Here is a 17,107-nt window from a genome sequence, read left to right on the forward strand (position 1 = left end):
GCGCGCCGAGTTCGTCGGCGAAGATGAAATCGTCCGCCCCGCCGCCGCCGGTCAGGGTGTCGTTCCCGGTACGCCCGCTGATGTTGTTGTCGGTGGAATTTCCGACCACCAGATTGTCGAGGTTGTTGCCGAACGCGGTGAGGCCGCCCACCAGTTCACCGGTCTTGCCGACAACCTCCTGGAGGAAGATATCCTCGATCCCGAGCATCAGGCGATAGCTGTTGTAGGCCAGAACCGTGTCGTGGCCGTGCAGCGTTGCTTCGAGGAATGTCAGATTCGGCGATATCCCCGGCTCTGTAGCCGTATCCTGCGCGTGACGCAGGATATAGGTGTCATCGCCATCGCCGCCTATCAGCGTGTCGATACCTCGACCACCGTCGAGTATGTTGTCAGCATCGCCGCCTACGATCAAATTTGAAAATCGGTTCCCCGTTCCGTAAATGGCCGACCCGGTTAGTGCCAGTCGTTCGATGGCCAGCCCACTAAAATCGAAGTCCACGGATGAGAAAACAACGTCGCCTCCCGAAGTGGGCAACCAAGCGGCTCTTTCAACGACCACATCGCCAGCATCGTCAACGTAATAAACGTCGTCCTCGCGTCCGCCCATCATAAGGTCAGACCCCAACCCCCCGTCCAGCCTGTCTCCGCCTAGACCACCTTTCAAGGTGTCGTTTCCATTGCCGCCAAAGAAAAGATCGCGCTCTTCACCACGTCCAGAGGAGAGCAAGTCGTCGCCGTCGTTACCAAAAAGCCAGTTGGTCCGACCGCTGAACCCTGTGATCACATCATTGCCGCTGGTGCCTTGCCACTCATAGTATGAGTCGGACGGCGAGTCTGGTAACCGCAAGGTAACTGTAATCATGGGTGCTCTTCCTCAACTTCCACAAGTGATGCATCTGCTCTGACCCCCAAGGTTGGACCGCCCGGAGGCAGAGTTTTTCGGCTTTATCAGGGTGACAGGCTGGTGATGCCCCGCGATCTCGTCAACATGATCGGGACCTTGTTGCCGATCGCGCCATGTGGCCGTTCCTCGTTGTCGTATCTACGCCAAGCCTCCAACTTTTCGGCTGTGTCCGCAAGCGTCAGGAACCAGTGCGCGTTCAGGCATTCCGCCCTGAACCGCTCGCAAACGAGGCGCTTGGAGCGCCGGCAACGGCGCGTGGTCACGCAGCTGCAAAGGCATAACCAAATCTTAGGGTCAATAACCGTTACCAGGGTAGACAGTTATTCCTGTGTGCCAGATAGTTTTATCACGCCGGTCCAATATCGGGACGTGGCCACCCGGCCCTGACGCACCGCCCCGGGTGTCGGGGTCAGATTGCGCCGCCCCTACTCTCCCCTTGTTTGGAGCCTCTTTACGGTGTGACGACGCAGGGCCCCGCACCGCTGGATCGGCGAATGAATAAATCGACAACAGGGAACACCATGAAACTCAACACTCTCAAGACAGTCGCCGCCGCCGCAGCCACGGCTGTGGTCGTCTCCCTCTCTCCCGCACTGGCGCAGGACAGCGATCTGCAGCGCATCCTCGACGAAAAGGTCGTGCGCGTCGGCGCGGTCGAAGCGTACCCCTCCTACCGCCAAGACCTCGCCAGTGGCGAATGGGAAGGCATCTACCCCGAGATTGTCGAGGCGCTGTTCAGCCAGATCGGCGTCGAGGTGGAATTCGTACCCACCGAGTGGGGCACCGCCGCGGCCGGCCTGCAGTCGGGCCGTTTCGACCTGATCGGCGGCTTCTCGGCACGGCCCGAGCGCGCGCTGGTCGTAGCCTTCACCGATCCCGTGGCACAGGTGCCGGTGGGCGTCGCCTTCTCCTCCGAGGAGAATGCCAGTCTGGCCACCAACTGGGACAGCCTCAACAATTCCGACGTCCGCATCGCCGTTGCCGACGGATCGGCCACGATGCGCATGGTCCAGAAGATGGCGCCCAATGCCACCTTTGTGCCCGTCAAGACCGAGGACGCCGCGATTCTCGAGCTGGAAAGCGACCGGGTCGATTTCTTCGCCAGCACGGAATCGAGCCTCACGCTCTATGGCCGCGCCCGTGCCGACGCCGTGACGGTGAACTACCCTGAGCCCAAGATTGGGCAGGATTCCGGTTTCGCGCTGCGGAAGGCTCAGCCCGAGTTTCAGGACTGGCTTACTGTCTCGCTGAATTCGATGGTTTCGGACGGGACCATTCCCGCCATCCGCTCCAAGTTCCTGAACCCGCAGGAATGATCCCGAGTCGGCCCGGCGCCCCCAAGCGCCGGGTTACATTCAAAAAGGGGAGCCAGCCGTGCCACTTCTCGAAGTTCGCGACCTCCATAAGTCATACGGCGCACTCGACGTGCTCAAGGGCATCGACCTGACGGTCGATCCTGGCGAAATCGTCGGTTTCATAGGGGCCAGCGGATCCGGAAAATCCACGCTGCTGCGATGCATGAACCACATGGAGGTGCCGACAAAGGGAATCGTGATGCTGGAGGGCGAGATCGTGGGTGTCACCCACAAGGGCGACCGGCTGGTCCCGCGCCCCGCGCGCGACCTGAGTCAGCAGCGCCGCAAGATGGCGATGGTGTTCCAGCACTTCAATCTCTGGCCGCACAAAACCACGTTGGAGAACGTCATGGAAGGCCCCGTGACGGTCCAGAAGATCCCCAAGGCCGAGGCCCGTGATAGGGCGCTCGCGGCGCTGAAGCGGGTGGGCTTGAAGGAAAAGGCCGATACCTACCCCAGCCGGCTCTCCGGCGGGCAGCAGCAGCGGGTCGGCATCGCTCGCGCCCTAGCGCTCCAACCGCAGGTGATCCTTTTCGACGAACCGACCTCGGCTCTCGACCCAGAGCTGGTCAACGAAGTCCTAAACGTCATCCGGTCCCTAGGCGAGGACGGCATCACGCTCGTCATCGTCACCCACGAGATGCGCTTTGCCCGCGAAGTCTGCGACAAGGTGATCTTCCTCGACGAAGGGCGTGTCGCGGACATGGGGTCGCCGGACCACATCTTCGGCACGACGGAAAATCCGCGCACCCGCGCCTTCGTGCAGAACTACTTCGGCTGACCGCCCCGCTGCCCCTTGCCTGCCAATCGAACGAGCGAGACTGATGGAATACGACTGGAACTTCGCGATCGTCTGGGACTACCGGATGGTACTGCTGCGCGGACTTGGCCAAACCGTCCTGCTGGCCGGTATCACCATCGTGCTCAGCACCATCCTGGGCCTCGTGCTCGCCACGCTGCGCGACTCTCGCATTCCGCTGGTCTACCCGGTGCTGTCGACCTTCGTGTCGGTAGTCCGGGCCGTCCCGGTGCTCGTCCTGCTGGTCTGGATGTATTACTGCCTGCCGATCCTGACGGGGCTCAAGATGAACGGCTTCACGACCGTCACCATCGCGCTCTCGATCTACTCAGCTGCCTTCTATTCGGAGATCTTCCGCGGCGGTATCCGGTCGATCGACCGCGGGATGATCGAGGCGGGCCAGTCGGTGGGCATGACCCGCGGCCAGGTCTTCCAGCGCATCGTCGGGCCGCTCGCCTTCCAGCGCATCTTCCCGCCTTTCGTCAACCAGTGCATCCTCGTCCTCAAGAATACGACGCTGGCAGGCTATGTCGCCGTACCCGAACTGCTTTATCTAGGGCAGCAGATAAGCGTACGCACCTTCCGCCCGCTGGAACTGCTGACGGCCGTGGCCGTCCTGTTCATCGTGACCATCGTGCCGCTGACCCTGCTCGCCGAGCACATCGAGAAGACGTTCCACAACAAGTACTACAGGTGACGCCATGACAGCGCGCAAGGAAACCGTCGTCGTCGGCGCCGGGGTGGTCGGGCTTGCCGTCGCCCTGCGTCTGGCCCGGATGGGCGAAGAGGTGACGATCCTCGATCCGTTGCCGCCGGGGGGCCGCGCGTCATTCGGCAACGCCGGCATCATCAATCCCGCGACGGTCATGCCGATGTCCCAGCCGGGCATGTTGCGCAAGGTGCCCGGCTGGGTGACGGACCCGCAGGGGCCTCTCTTCATCCCGCCCCGTTACTTCCCGGCCGCGCTGCCCTGGCTCCTGGCCTATCTGCGCGCAGGCAGCCCGCAACAGGTGCGCCGCATCGCGGCGGGCATGAACTGGCTCTACCGCGACTGCGTAGCCGATTGGGAGTACCTCACCGGATCGGACTTCATGACGGGCAACATGTCCTTTGAGGGCGCGCTCCAGCTCGGGCTCGGCAAGGCCGACCCTCGCGCCGCGGCGCTGGGGGCGGAGATCCGCAAACACTACGGCATCGAGTCCGAGACACTGGACGAGAGCGCTCTGCGTATGCGCGTCCCCGACGTCATGCCAGAGATCACCTCAGGCCTTTTGCTGAAGGCGGGCGGCTTCACCCGCGACCCCGCAGCACTTTGCGCTCACCTGGCGGCGGAATTCGTGGCACTGGGAGGCGAGATCGTGGCGCGCAACGTGCTGCGGATCGAACGCCAAGCGCCCCGCCTGCTTTCGCTTTTTACGAACCTGCATCCGGTGACGTGCCGCCGCGTGATCGTGGCTGCCGGCGTCTGGTCGGCGGAATTGCTTGCCCCGCTCGGTATCCGTGTCCCGATGCAAGCGGAGCGCGGCTATCACGCGACGCTGCCTGGCCACAACGTCCGCCTCGACATGCCGGTTAGCTTCAAGGACAGGGGCTTTTCCGTGGCGCCCATGGCGGGCGGCCTGCGCGTCGCCGGCACGGTGGAATTCTCTGGCCTGCATCGCCCGCCGGACATGACGCGCGCACGCCGGCTGGTCGATCATGCACACGAACTCTTCCCCGGGATTACCCATGACGAGCCGCTCCTGTGGTCGGGCTTCCGGCCTTCCCTGCCGGACAGCCTGCCGGTCATCGGCGCGACCGACGAATCGCGCGACGTGATCATGGCCTTCGGACACAGCCACTGGGGCATAACTGGCGCGCCCGGCACCGCTCGCGTCGTCGCCGACATCGTCCGAGGCGAGATGGCGCCCGAGATGGCCGCTTACAGTCACACCCGTTTCTGACCCTTCCCTACCGGAGTTCCCTATGACCAATCCTCTTCAGATCGAACGTAAGCTGACCGACAAGAAGATGAGCAAGATGTCGATCTACAACGGCGTCGCCTATTTCGCCGCCACGCCCGACCGGCCTTTCGACACCGCCGACACGATCAACAGCCAGGCCAAACAGATCTTTGCCCGTGTCGAGGAACGCCTGGCCATGGTCGGCTCGACCAAGGCGGACCTGCTGTTCGTCACTATCATCCTGTCAGACAAGTCCTACCTCACGCAGTTCAACGAGCTATGGGAGGCTTGGTTCGAAGGTGTCACCCCGCCCTCGCGCGCCTGCCTGTTCGCCGAGTTGACGAACCCCGACATGAAGATCGAATTTATCATGCATGCCCGCGCAGGTGACGCCGCCTGATCTGACGGGCCTACCGTTGCGAGACTGGTTCTCGGGTCTGCCTTTCAGGCCCGAGGGTCTGACCCGGCGTCTACAGGCCCGGATATATCGTCGGGCCTCGGATACCGGGAAAGGCTTCCGGGCGTGCCTCTCCTGGCCCGGCCATTGACCACGCCGTCTCCTAGCGGTCCGCCAGCGGCCCGACCGAGGGCAGCGCAAGAGCCTCCTGCGTCAGCAGCTTCATGGTGTCCCGCATCGCCTTGATCAGCGACTGCACTACAGCGCGGCTCTGTGGCGCGTCGATCCAGACCGCGTGGTATTCGAACCTTATCCCCGGCTCAAACCGGCGCAGTACTAGCCCGCGTTCCAGCCAGGGCCGAGCCGAGAAGACATCGGCAAACGTCACCCCGATCCCCGCGTGCGCCATCCCTGCGGCGCCCAGGATCAGCGGCACTTCGGCCACCTCGCGCGGGCGCACCTGCGCATCAGCCAACACCTTGTCGACCTTCTGCTGCTGGCCCTCGTGGCGGGAAATCGAGATGAACGGTAGATCGTGCAAGTCCTGTGGCGTGACCACGTCGCGCGCAGCCAGCGGGTGATCCGCGTGCATCGCGCACATGGCATGGCTGCGCCAGATCAACTGGCTGCGCACGCCCTGCACGCGCTGAAAGCTCATGGTGAACCCGATATCAGCGTTGCGCGCGGTAACCATGGCCAGCACGCCGCCCGCATCGCGCATGGTCACAAAAAGCTGCAGGTCCTGCCTGTCCAGCCAGCCCGCCATCGTGCGCGGCAGGACCTCCTGTGCGATGACCGGCACAGCGGTCACCACAATGCGCGGCGGCCCGTCGCTTTTCATACGTACGATCAGGCGCTGTAACTCCTCCATGCCGACGAACAGGCGCTCGGCCTCCTCGAACAGGCGCTGCGCACGCGCAGTCGGCATCAGGCGGTTGTTGATCCGCTCGAACAGGGGAAAACCGCAACGTTCCTCGGTCTGGCTGATGAACTTGCTGACGGCAGGTTGCGACATCCCCAAGCGCCGTCCGGCGGTGGTCATGTTCCCAGTGCGCATGACGGCGCGGAACACCTCAAGATGGCGATGCTTGACCTCGCCATTGGCCAGCGGGCCGGTCTCCCGGTCGTCCCGCTCAGCCATGCGCGACCTCACGCCCTCCGGTCTGTTTTGCGATCATCTTGACTGTCCCTCAACCGGGCCAAGCCTAGGGGGACGCGCCGGAGCCCGCAAGGTGGCGCCTGCCTGCTGGCGCGAACGACAGCACCTCAGGCCATCAGCCCCCGGCGCACGAGGTTCGCGACCGTCACCAGCAGCACCACCAGCGTCGCCTTGCGGAACGCTACCGCGTCGATCCTGTCCTGCACCTGAAGGCCCCGCCAGGTCCCGATTCGGGCCAAAGGCAGCATGTCCAGCGAGAACACCGCTGTCTTGGCTTTCAGCACGCCCGAGCCAATGTGCGCCACCGCCAGTATCACCGCGCCCAAGCCATAGATCATACCCTGGATACGCTTCTGGCCCCCTGGAAGTCGGCAATTGTCCGAAAACACGCAGCCTCCTTGGCTTCGTTGGTGTTGAAGTCATCTCCGCGCTAGCGCACCCCGCATCCTTGGCGGCATAGCCATCCCACGGCTATCCAAATTCACGGTGAGGGAGCCGCAGGGGGCAGGTCACTGCTACCGTGGGACTGGCAGCCAGCGGAGCAACGCTGCGCGGCCTGACCACGGTCTACGCCGAATGCTTACTTCCGGACAATGAGGCGCGTGAAATTGACAACTTTGCTCGGATCTGTGGCGCCTCTGCATGGTGGGCAGTGACAACCGCGCCAAGCCGATTCGCTTCGGAGAGGGGAGCGAGCTCACATGTGCGGGATCACAAAGAAGATATGAACCTGTGCAAGTAGGGGTCGAACTGGCTCGGCGCCTCCCAGAACGGAGCATGGCCGATACCGGGAAGCCGGTGAACGGTGCCTTCCCACAGATTCTTGTAGGGCAGGGCGGCGATGAAGTCGTTGTCGATGAACACGTCCTCCTCACCGTTCACGATGGCCAGCGGGACCGGACTGTTCACCGCGATCTCCTGTTGATCGACGCTTTCCGGGGCTAGGATGCGGCTGAACATCAGCTTCCGCGCACGGCCGTCAGTACGAGCGACGGCGTCGCTCAGGAAGGGTTCGAAGGGCGCGTTCGCGCCGCAAGTCGAATGGGCGTAGTCGGAGACGTTCTGTTCGGAGAGCGCATCCTGCCCGGCAAGGCTCATGTGCTCGCTGGGCTTGAACCCCGCCCCGAGGGACTCGTCGGAGCGCGCGAAGGGCGGCGTGCCCGAGATCATCAGCCCGGTAATCGAAGCGCTGCGGGTGAGCATCTCGAGCCCGATATGGCCGCCCAGAGACCAGCCGAGTATAGCGTATTTCGGTATGTCAAGCGCTCTCATGACTTCGATGGCGGCGTCAGCGTAGCCCGGCATCCAGTAAGTCCTCTCGGGATCGATCGCGTCGCTGCTTTCGCCGTGGCCCGGCAAGTCGATGGCGATGCAGCGAAACGCCTTGCCGATGGTGCCCTCCAGCTGGTTGCGGAAGACCTTTCGACAGGAGGAATTGCCGTGGATCATCAGCAGGACAGGCCCAGAGCCGCCCGTGTCGCTGGCGGCAATAGCGGCCTGAGAGGTTTCAATCCGATGAGTTTCCATGTGTTCGTCTCTATGTCTTTCTTCCGGAAGTCAGAAAACGGCTGAAGATGTTTATCGCGCCGCTGGGCGCGATGCGCAGCACGGTGATCATGGCGGCGGCCACGATGATGAAGCGCGCCTCTTCAAGGCCGCGGGTCCCAGCCATCGCTTCGGTCGCGAAGGTGAGCGCCAGCGCGGCGAAGACCGGGCCGAGGATCGAGCCGGCTCCGCCGATGAGGACCATCGACAGGATCAGGGTGGCCACCGAGAAACCGAAGACCTCGGGAGAGGCGACGCGAAGGTAGATCGCGTAGAACCCGCCCGCGATGCCCGTGAAAACGGCGGAGGCAACCAGCACCAGGACCCGCTGGCGCGCCACGGAAATTCCCCGCGCGGCAGCGTAGTCGGGATTGTCGCGCACCGCCCGCAGCGATTTGCCGAAGGGCGAGTGCGCCAGCAGCAGCAATGAGATGACAGACACGGTCAGCAGGCCGAGGGCGACGTAGTAGTAGGCGAAGCGGAAGTCGCGGATGAATGCGTAGTCGCCGATGCTCAGGTAGGGCAGGCGGACGAGCCCCTCGGCGCCGCCGGTCAGGTCGCCCTGGCTCAGCACCACCTGCATGCAGAGCTGGCCGAAAGCGAAGGTGACGAGCACGACGTAGATCCCCTGCAGCTTGGCCACCGGCAGCGCGATCACCAGGGCCGCGATCGCGGCGGTGACGCCGCCCGCCGGGATCGCAAGCCACGGAGAGATGTCCAGCGCCGTGGTCAGGATCGCGGCGGTGTAGACGCCGATTCCGAAGAAGGCGAGGTGACCGAAGTTGAACAGGCCGGCCAGGCCAAGGCTGAGGTCCCAGTTCACGGCCACGGTGCCATAGATGAATGCGACAATGAAGATGTGACGGGTGTAGGTGTCGGTGACGACGGCGGGCACTAGGGCCAGCAGGATTAGCGCCGCGAGCGCGACGAGGCGTTGATTGCGAGTCATGCGGCTCTCCCGAACAATCCGTTGGGCCTGAAGACGAGGACGAGGATCAGCGCCATGAACAGAACTGCGGGGGTCCAGTAGAGGCCCAGCCAGAGAATGAGCAGCGCCTCCATCATGCCGATCACGTAGGCCGCGCCGGCCGTGGCGCCCATGCTGCCGAGTCCTCCGAAGATGACGACGATCATCGCGTTCACCAGCGGGTCGGTGCCCAGACCGGGCGTGACGAAGCGGATCGATCCCAGCAGGACGCCGGTCAGCCCCGCCAGCGCGGCGGAAAGACCGAATGCCAGCGAGAAGGTACGCGGCACGTCGATGCCGATGAGCGCGGCGGAGGAGGCGTTCTGGCCCACCGCGCGTAGTGATCTGCCGCTGCGGGTCCGGCCGGTATACCACCAGAGCGCCAGCAGCACGACGGGCGCGAGCACGATGATCAGCGCTTCGTGGGCCGAGACCGGTGCGCCGAAGATTTCGACCTGGCCCTCGACGACCCGGGGCAGCTGCTTCAGACGCGGCCCCCAGATTATTGAAATGCCCCGTTCAAGGATGGTTGAGGCCGCCAGCGTGGTCATCACCGTAATCAGCATCATGCTGCGGTTGCCATAGAAGGGGCGGACCAGCAGCAGCTCGATCAACACGCCGGCAATCACGGCCGCCCCGATACCGGCGACGAAGCCCGTGAAGAGACCAAGCCCCAGCTGTTCCGAGACCGTCCACGCGAAGTAGGCCCCCACCGTCATCAGCGCCCCGTGCGCGAAATTGAACACGCCGAGCGTGGTCCAGATTAGGCTCAGACCCGACGCCATCAGCGCATAGAGCGATCCCAGGAGGAGGCCAGATACGAGCGTGGGGATGAGAACGCCGTCCATTAATGTGCCTGCTTTCCGAAATACATGTCCATGATCTCCTGGTGGTCGGGGGCGTTGTCGCGATCGATCTCGCTGGCCACCTCTCCCTGCTCGACGAGGTAGAGCCGGCCGGCCAGCGCAAGGAGGAATTCGACGTCCTGCTCGACCACGATCAGCGGCACGCCCCTGCGGGCGATCTCGCTGATGGCGTCGCGCAGCTCTGCCTTGAGACGGGGCGATAGTCCCAGCGTCGGCTCGTCGAGGATCAGCAGGCGCGGGTTGCACATCATGGAGCAGCCGATCGACAGCATCTGCCGTTCGCCACCCGACAGCGTCTTGGCGCGCTGGCGCCGGCGTTCAGCGAGACGCGGGAACAGGGAGTGTACCTCTTCCAGCCGGGTCTGCCAGCCGTCTCGCGCGCGCGGACTGAACGCCGCGAGCTCCAGCGTCTCCTCGACGCCCATGTCACCGAAAAGCGTATTGCCCTGCTGGGCCTGCACTAGCCCGGCGGCGACGATGGCCGAGGGCTTGGCGCCGGTGATGTCCTGCCCGTCGAACAGGATCGTGCCGGACGTCGGGGTCAGCAGGCCCGAGATTGTGTGAAGTAGGGTCGTCTTTCCGTGACCGTTGGGCCCGAAGAGGCCGATGGCCTCGCCGTCGCCCACGTGCAGGTCGATGCCGTGCAGCACGGGGACGGTGGCATAGCCGGCGCGCACCCCTTGCACGTCGAGAAGCCTGCTCATGCCGCGGCACCTCCCAAGTAAGCCTCGACCACGCGCGGGTCGCGGATGACCTCCTGTGGATCACCCTCGGTCAGCACCGAGCCCTGGTTCAGGACCAGCAACCGCTGGCTGACCGACAGCAGCAGGCCCAGCACGTGTTCGATGATCAGGATGGTGACACCCGTGCGGTTCACCTGCAGCAGCAGCCTGTCCAGCGCCGCGATCTCGGGCCGGGTCAGGCCCGACGCGGGTTCGTCGAGCATCAGGACGGAGGGCTTCGACGCCAAGGCCGACGCGATCATCAGCTGTTTCTTTCCGTAGACCGAGACGTCGGCGGTGCGCATGTCGCGTCGAACGACGTCGAACTCCACGAGGTCGAGCGCCTCTTCGGCCGCGTCGCGCAGTTCCGCGCCCCGCAGGCCGCCACCGTAGTGCCCGCCGAGCGCGGCAGTTTCGCGTGCCGTCAGGTCGGGAAACTCCGCGTCCTTTTGGAAGGTCCGCGACAGGCCGGCCCGGAAGATTGCGTGCGGACGGCGGCCGTCGATGCGGGTGCCGTCGAAGTGGATCTCCCCTCCGGTCGGGCCAAAGGGGATGCCGGTGATGCAGTTGAAGAGCGTGCTCTTGCCGGACCCGTTCGGGCCCGCGACCCCGAAGACCTCGCCGCGCGTGACGGCAAAGCTCACGTCGTCGACCGCCGTCAGCCCACCGAACGTCTTGGTGACGCCCCGAAGCTCAAGAATCGGATCCGGCATGGCGATCACTCCATCCAGGGCGACGTAACGAAATCGCCGTTGGCGTAGGCTTCCGGCGAGAACAAGACCCGCTTGCCGTCCTGGATCTGGTAGAACTGCAAGGGGACGTGCTCGGGACCCTGCACGGCAAGGTGCGTTGCTGGGTCAAACTCAAGCTTGCCTATTGCCGTGTCAGTGCTAGACGCGCCGATCCACTCGCCGATGGCGACGCGGTCGGACGGGTTGCCCACGGCCTCCAGCGCGTCGGCGTAAAGCATCACCGACTCGTAGAGCATCGGGCCGTAGACCCCAGGGGTGGAGCCGTAGGCCGCCTCGTAATCGCCCACGACCTGCGCGGCGCGTTCCGACGCGTTGCCTGGAAGGGGGGCGCCGAGCATGTTGTAGAGAATTCCCGAGGACTCGCCGGCGGTCAGGTCGAGGAATTCGGGGACTGATGGCGCGTATTGGATGAAGACCAGGCTGTCGGTCGGTTGCTCCATGAACTGCGACACAAAAGCGGCGGCGTTGCCGGGCAGATAGTCGGTGTTGATCACCACGGCCGGCGGGTCCTGCCGGACTTGGGCAAGGAAACCGCGCCAGTCGCCAATTTCGCCGAAGGGCACGAGGTCGTTGACCTTGATCTCCCACCCGGCGCTCTCGAAGCTTTCCACCAGGCCGTCGGCGATCGTCTTGGAATAAGGAATGTCCGACGAGATGAGCGCGAGCGACTTCTCCTCGACCGAAACCTTTCCGTCCTCGATTAGCTGCTCGATCACCGGCAGGACGCCGGTGTTGTAGGCGTCGAAGGAGGGAGAGAGGGACCAGACCGTCGGGAATGCGTCCGGGTCATCCGCGATGATGTCGCGGGTCTGCGCGGCGTTCGCCGAGATCAGGTAGATCATCTCCATCTCCGACATCATCTCGATCTCGAAGTTCGAGCCCGAGGCATACCCGGCGACGATTGCTCCCATGGCGCGGTCGCTGAGCAGGCGCTCGGTAGCGGTGGCGACGGCGGCGGCGCTCTGATCGGCCGCGTCGCCGACGACAAGCTCGAAGGTGTAGTCGCCGACGCCCCCACCTTCGTTCAACTGGTCGATCGCGAGCTGCGCCCCGTTGACCATTTCCTGGCCGTCCGCGGCGGCGGGGCCGGACACCGGCGCAAGCACGCCGATCTTGACGACCTCTGCCTGGGCGAAGCTCGGCAGGCCGACGCTCGCGACCAGAGCGGTCGTAGCGAGGAACGTTCTTCTCTTGAGCATTGTGTTCTTCTCCATGGTGGGCTGCGAATTCTTCTTGTTATTGTTTCTTTATCTGACGCCGCAGATGTCGAGAATCGCAGCGGCGATGACCTTGGTCGACTTGTGCAGCGACGCGACGTCGACGTACTCATTGTCGCCGTGAAACCCGTCACCCGACGGGCCGTAGATGCACGCATCGACCCCGGCGCCGGCGTAATGCGCGGCGTCGGTCACCGCGTCGAAGCCGCGGATCTCCGGCGCGTCTCCGAGGGCACTGTGGTGGGTGACGAGCGACTTTACCAGCGGATGATCCACCGGCGTGTCCATTGGGGGAAAATGCAGCCCGCCCAATTCCCACGCGATCTGCGGCGGGTTCGCCTTCGTCCATGGGTCGAGCCCGGCGAAGGCCATCACGAACTCCTCGAACTGGTGCCGCACGTCGGCGGATGTCTCGTGCGGTAGGAACTTGAGGTCCATATCCAGCGTCACCCGGTCCGGCGTCATCGCGGGGTTGGTCCGGATCGACGGCAGGCCGTCCTGGTCTATGCCGACACCGCCGTGGATTACGCCCGGATTGATGGTCGAAAGGCCCGGCGGGCAGAGCGGATGGTAGTTGTTGCGGCAGCGCGAGGCTTCGAACTCCTTGAGCGCAAGCAGGAATCGGCCAGCGATTTCGATGGCGTTGACCGCAGGGACGAGCCGGCCGGGCACGTCGGGCTGCGGAAAGATGTCGTTGTAGCGCATGCCCGCATGACCCGAGCGGCCGATGAAGGTGACCCGCACCCATTCCAATCCGCCCTCTGCCGGCACGACCTTGTCCCAGGTAGGTTCAGCGATGATGGCGTTGCGGGCAAGGTGCCCCTTGGCGACCGCGTCCATGGCGCCAAAGCCGCCCGCCTCCTCGTCAACCACGCCCTGAATCGACACCCGGCCGTCCAGCGTGATGCCGGCTGCCTTTATGCTTTCGACGGCGGCAATGCAGGCGGCAAGTCCTGCTTTCATGTCCACGGAGCCGCGGCCCCAGAGTTTGCCGTCGCTGATCTCCCCACCGAAGGGGTCGACGGTCCAGTTGGCATGATTACCCACCGGCACGGTGTCGATGTGACCGCAGAGGATCAGGCTCCTCTGGTCGCTGCCGGGTAGGGTGCCGACGATGTTGGGGCGCCCCGGCAGGACGTCCCAGCTGTCGGTCTCGCAGCCCAGCGACTTCAGCCGGTCCTCCAGCAGCGCGGCCACCTGGTCCTCGTTGTTGAGGCCCTGCTTCCTCTCGAACTTCGGATTGACAGAGGGGATGCGCACCATCTCCTGCGTGAGGTCGAGCACCCGTTCAGGCGTGCCGTCTATCTCGTCCCAGACCCTGTTGAGCGTTGTCATTTCGCGGCTCCCTTCAGTTCGTCAATGAGTTCATCGGTGGTCATCTGCCGGCAATAGCCCTTGATCGCGTTGATCGAGGCAGCCTGGCGCTCGGGCGTGTAGGTGAGGCAGGCGTCGGTGACCTGGGTGACCAGGTAGCCCAGGTCGCAGGCGTCGCGGACTGCTCCCTCGACGCACTGGTCGGTGAGGAGACCCATGATCACTACTTGGCGGACACCGAGGCAGCGCAGGACATAGTCGATGTTGGTCGAGACGAAGACCGAGGAGGAGGATTTGGGCAGCCAGATCTCGTCGTCGCCCGGCGCCAGTGCGTCCAGCGGACGCCCGTCCCAAGATCCCTTGGGCACGTTGAACCCGGTGATCTTGTAGTCGAGGCTGCGGTCCCGGCCGTCCTTGGTGAGGCTTTCGATGGTCGTGTACATGACTTCGATGCCGGCGGTGCGCGCAGCGTCGCGCAGGCGCTGCATGTTGGGCAGGGTCTCGGCCTCGAAGGTGTCGAAGAAGGCACCGTACCGGGTGGCGAATTCCTCTGCGCTCAGGTTCTTGAACTCGCCGCCGTCGCGGCGGGCCGAGAAATTCTGGACATCAATGTAGATCAGGGCCGAGGCGGTGGGGTCGAGGGGGACGTCGCGGGTCAGCATTTGCTCTCCAACAGGTTGCGGACCGCCTTGCACAGGAGCGAGGCCATGTCGGCCTGCCCCTCGGGCGTCCGGATGAGGTCGTGGCGGATCTCGACCAGGCTGTGCGGCAGGCCCGATGCTTCGCCGTGGGTTGGCACGAACCAGTCAGATTCGTCGTCGATCTGGTAGGGTTGGTTGAGCGCCAGGTTCATGCCCGGGCGTATGTCGGCGACGGCATTGAGCAGGGCCTGCGACGTCGCAGTATCCTTCCTGCACAGAAAGCCGATGTGCCACGGCCGCGCACCGGGTCGGGTGCGCATCTCCGGCGTAAAGCTGTGGATCGACAGAAGCAGCTTTCGCGGGCCCGACCGCGCCGTAGTGACGGCTTCGTTGTAGGGCGTGAAGATCTCGTCAATGCGCCGTCGGCGATCCGCCGCGTTCAGCGCCGCATTGCCCGGCACCTGCACCCCGTCCGAGACCGCGGGGAATGCGTCCGGCGCCCCGGTCGGGCGATTGCAGTCGATCACCAGCCGGCTGTAGCGCTGCAGCACCGCTTCGCAGCCCAGCTCCCGCGCCATAGCCCGCGTCACGGCCGCGGCGCCGATGTCCCAGCCCACGTGCAGGTCCAGGGTCTCGCGGTCGAGGCCAAGGCCATCCAGCACCTCCGGCACGCTTTGGCCGGCATGTTCGCAGACCAGCAGCACGGGAATGTCGGTCCGTGCGGGCAGGCTCTCCACTGGATGCGGATCAATGCCGTGGGCGAGCAGGGGAGGCAACAGGTTCAGCAAAGCCGCCTCCGTTGCAGGTCTGGCAGGGGCCGATGGTGCATCTCACGCAGTATCATCATGCCTCCACAGTTGATGATAAATTTTCAAAGTCAAACTATTCGTTCAATTTGATGCAGGATATTCTTTCTTTTTGAACGACTTTTGCGCTACCGGTGTCTGACTATCTTGATTGATGGTATTTCGGCAGGTTCGACCGATGCGAGCAGGCGGCCCGTGTTCATGACCTTTAGCTTTTCGCAGGCGGGCATGATTAACTACAGATCCTGTTCGATCAGGACGATCGGATGAGGATGAGGTTGGCGCAGAAGCTGACGGAATCCACCGCCAGCACACTGCCAAAGTTCTTCGAGACGCCTCGAACCTCTAGGATCAGTAGATTTCGCCGTAGCGGGCGCATTTCGCCGGCCAGTCTAGCCCTTCGAGCTGTGCCATCTCGCCGGTCTTGTGCGCGACGTAGAGATCGACGAAATCGTTTCCGAACCAGTCGCGTGCCGCCGACGAGCGCCCGAAGGCCTCCAGCGCCTCGGACAGCGAGGTGGGCAGCCGGCGCAAGCCCTTCTTAGCCAGTTCAGCGGGGTCGAGCAGCGACAGGTCCTCCTGCGCCGGGGCCGGGGGGGCGACCCCGTCGCGGACGCCCTGCATGCCGGCGAAGACGATCGCGGCAAGCGCCAGATGCGGGCTGGCCGCGCAATCGGCCGCCCTGACCTCGAAGTTGAACTGCCGGGCCACGGTTTCGGCGTCCTGCGCCGAGACCGGGCAGATCCGCACCGAGGCCTCGCGGTCGCGGAAGCCCAGGTTGTTGAAGGCCGCGCTCCAGCGATGCGGGGTCAACCGCAGGTAGCTGATCTCGGTCGGGGCCAAGATCGCGAGGATCTGGTCGAGGTACTTCAGAACGCCCCCGATGAAATGGCGTGTCAGGGGGCTCATGCCGTGCGGGTCGCCCTCGTCGTGCGTCAGGGGATTGCCGGCGTTGTCGAGGAAACTGAAATGGACGTGCAGCCCGTTGCCGACGCTGTCCGGCGCGAGGATCGGGCTGAAGCTGGGGATCAGGCCGAAGCGTTGCAGGACATCATGGGTCAGCAGGCGCAGGATCGCCGCCTGGTCGGCCGAGGTCACGCCGCGGGCGGGCTTGGTGGTCACCTCGTACTGCCCGGGGCCGTATTCCTTCATGAAGGTATCAGGTTCGCAGCCCGCCGCCCGCAGCGCGTCCAGGTAGGCCTCGGCCCAAGCCTGTCCGTCGCGGAAGCCCTTGAAGCCGAAGGCATCGCCGGGACGCGGCGGGTGGTCGCGCAACTGGAACTCGTGCTCGAACGCCGACAGCACCGTGGCTCCGGTGAGTGCGTGGAATTCGTCAAGCGCGCGTCGAGCAAGCGAGCGGGTGCAGAAGGGCCAGGGTTCACCCTCGAGCGACCGGATGTCGCCCATCGCGAAGTCGAGACGCTGGCCGTCCTCCAGCACGAAACGGGTGCTGGCGTCGGGCACCAGCGCGAGGTCGCCGAACGACCCGAACGGGCTTTCCGAGATCGTGTCGAAACAAGTGATCTGCACGTTGGTCGGCGTCCAGCCGACGCCTCGGCGCGACCGCTTCTCCCACTCGCTCGCGGGGAACGACTTGCCCCGTATCAGTCCCGCAAGGTCCGACGTCCCCACGAAGACCAGCTCGTTGCCTGTATCAGTCATCACTTCATCCCTGCCGCGGGTTCGACCCGCAGTTTGTCCCAATCAGAAATTCGTTTCT

The 17,107-nt window shown here is 64.3% G+C and carries 17 protein-coding genes and 2 pseudogenes; 5 read left to right on the top strand and 14 right to left on the bottom strand.

Features of this window, described 5'->3' with window-relative positions:
* Positions 1-862 (bottom strand): annotated as a pseudogene (locus BLR51_RS25570) (hypothetical protein); the annotation flags it as partial.
* A gap of 86 nt (positions 863-948) precedes the next feature.
* Positions 949-1,122, bottom strand: a pseudogene (locus tag BLR51_RS25575) (integrase core domain-containing protein); the annotation flags it as partial.
* Between the two features lie 303 nt (positions 1,123-1,425).
* On the opposite strand from BLR51_RS25575, the gene BLR51_RS25580 reads away from it, so the two are divergent.
* The 5 genes from BLR51_RS25580 to BLR51_RS25600 are packed head-to-tail and all read left to right on the top strand — an operon-like array spanning position 1,426 to position 5,401.
* Positions 1,426-2,220, top strand: a complete 795-nt coding sequence (locus BLR51_RS25580) for a substrate-binding periplasmic protein (RefSeq protein WP_165616943.1) — start codon at positions 1,426-1,428, stop codon at positions 2,218-2,220.
* A 58-nt stretch (positions 2,221-2,278) separates the two neighbouring features.
* Positions 2,279-3,040 (top strand): amino acid ABC transporter ATP-binding protein, encoded by a 762-nt coding sequence (locus tag BLR51_RS25585; protein WP_089852280.1) that lies wholly within the window; start codon positions 2,279-2,281, stop codon positions 3,038-3,040.
* A 43-nt stretch (positions 3,041-3,083) separates the two neighbouring features.
* A complete protein-coding gene (locus tag BLR51_RS25590) occupies positions 3,084-3,755 on the top strand; it encodes an amino acid ABC transporter permease (protein WP_089852282.1) in 672 nt (223 codons plus the stop codon).
* A gap of 4 nt (positions 3,756-3,759) precedes the next feature.
* Positions 3,760-5,001 carry an NAD(P)/FAD-dependent oxidoreductase gene (locus tag BLR51_RS25595; protein ID WP_089852284.1) on the top strand — a complete coding sequence of 414 codons (1,242 nt, stop codon included), beginning with the start codon at positions 3,760-3,762 and terminating at the stop codon, positions 4,999-5,001.
* Positions 5,002-5,023: 22 nt separating this feature from the next.
* Positions 5,024-5,401, top strand: a complete 378-nt coding sequence (locus BLR51_RS25600) for a Rid family hydrolase (RefSeq protein WP_089852286.1) — start codon at positions 5,024-5,026, stop codon at positions 5,399-5,401.
* 160 nt (positions 5,402-5,561) lie between these two features.
* On the opposite strand, the gene BLR51_RS25605 is transcribed toward BLR51_RS25600, so the two are convergent.
* The 12 genes from BLR51_RS25605 to BLR51_RS25660 all read right to left on the bottom strand — a co-directional run bounded on the left by BLR51_RS25605 (position 5,562) and on the right by BLR51_RS25660 (position 17,049).
* Positions 5,562-6,539: a LysR substrate-binding domain-containing protein gene (locus tag BLR51_RS25605; protein ID WP_089852288.1), complete on the bottom strand. Its 978-nt coding sequence runs from the start codon at positions 6,537-6,539 to the stop codon at positions 5,562-5,564.
* Positions 6,540-6,664: 125 nt separating this feature from the next.
* Positions 6,665-6,895 carry a hypothetical protein gene (locus BLR51_RS25610; protein ID WP_089852289.1) on the bottom strand — a complete coding sequence of 77 codons (231 nt, stop codon included), beginning with the start codon at positions 6,893-6,895 and terminating at the stop codon, positions 6,665-6,667.
* A gap of 373 nt (positions 6,896-7,268) precedes the next feature.
* Positions 7,269-8,084, bottom strand: coding sequence for an alpha/beta fold hydrolase (locus tag BLR51_RS25615; protein ID WP_089852292.1), 816 nt, complete (start codon positions 8,082-8,084; stop codon positions 7,269-7,271).
* Between the two features lie 10 nt (positions 8,085-8,094).
* The gene (locus BLR51_RS25620) at positions 8,095-9,051 is read right to left on the bottom strand and encodes a branched-chain amino acid ABC transporter permease (RefSeq protein ID WP_089852294.1); all 957 of its coding nucleotides are present in this window, start codon (positions 9,049-9,051) and stop codon (positions 8,095-8,097) included.
* A complete protein-coding gene (locus BLR51_RS25625) occupies positions 9,048-9,917 on the bottom strand; it encodes a branched-chain amino acid ABC transporter permease (RefSeq protein WP_089852296.1) in 870 nt (289 codons plus the stop codon). Before BLR51_RS25625 ends, BLR51_RS25620 begins: the two co-directional genes overlap by 4 nt.
* Positions 9,917-10,639: an ABC transporter ATP-binding protein gene (locus BLR51_RS25630; protein WP_089852298.1), complete on the bottom strand. Its 723-nt coding sequence runs from the start codon at positions 10,637-10,639 to the stop codon at positions 9,917-9,919. The genes BLR51_RS25625 and BLR51_RS25630 overlap by 1 nt, the downstream gene beginning before the upstream one ends.
* Positions 10,636-11,370, bottom strand: a complete 735-nt coding sequence (locus tag BLR51_RS25635) for an ABC transporter ATP-binding protein (protein WP_089852300.1) — start codon at positions 11,368-11,370, stop codon at positions 10,636-10,638. Before BLR51_RS25635 ends, BLR51_RS25630 begins: the two co-directional genes overlap by 4 nt.
* A gap of 5 nt (positions 11,371-11,375) precedes the next feature.
* Positions 11,376-12,623, bottom strand: coding sequence for an ABC transporter substrate-binding protein (locus BLR51_RS25640; RefSeq protein ID WP_089852302.1), 1,248 nt, complete (start codon positions 12,621-12,623; stop codon positions 11,376-11,378).
* Positions 12,624-12,656: 33 nt separating this feature from the next.
* Entirely contained in the window at positions 12,657-13,961 is a 1,305-nt protein-coding gene (locus BLR51_RS25645; RefSeq protein WP_089852305.1) for a M20 family metallopeptidase, read from the bottom strand.
* Complete coding sequence (locus tag BLR51_RS25650; RefSeq protein WP_089852307.1) at positions 13,958-14,602, bottom strand: cysteine hydrolase family protein; 645 nt, start codon at positions 14,600-14,602, stop codon at positions 13,958-13,960. The genes BLR51_RS25645 and BLR51_RS25650 overlap by 4 nt, the downstream gene beginning before the upstream one ends.
* On the bottom strand, positions 14,596-15,369 hold the full coding sequence (locus BLR51_RS25655) for an N-formylglutamate amidohydrolase (protein WP_242656851.1): 774 nt from the start codon (positions 15,367-15,369) through the stop codon (positions 14,596-14,598). Before BLR51_RS25655 ends, BLR51_RS25650 begins: the two co-directional genes overlap by 7 nt.
* A 369-nt stretch (positions 15,370-15,738) precedes the next feature.
* On the bottom strand, positions 15,739-17,049 hold the full coding sequence (locus BLR51_RS25660) for a glutamine synthetase family protein (protein ID WP_089852309.1): 1,311 nt from the start codon (positions 17,047-17,049) through the stop codon (positions 15,739-15,741).
* Positions 17,050-17,107 lie beyond the last annotated feature (58 nt).

This window comes from Salipiger marinus (genome assembly GCF_900100085.1).
GTDB classification, from domain to species: Bacteria; Pseudomonadota; Alphaproteobacteria; order Rhodobacterales; family Rhodobacteraceae; genus Salipiger; species Salipiger marinus.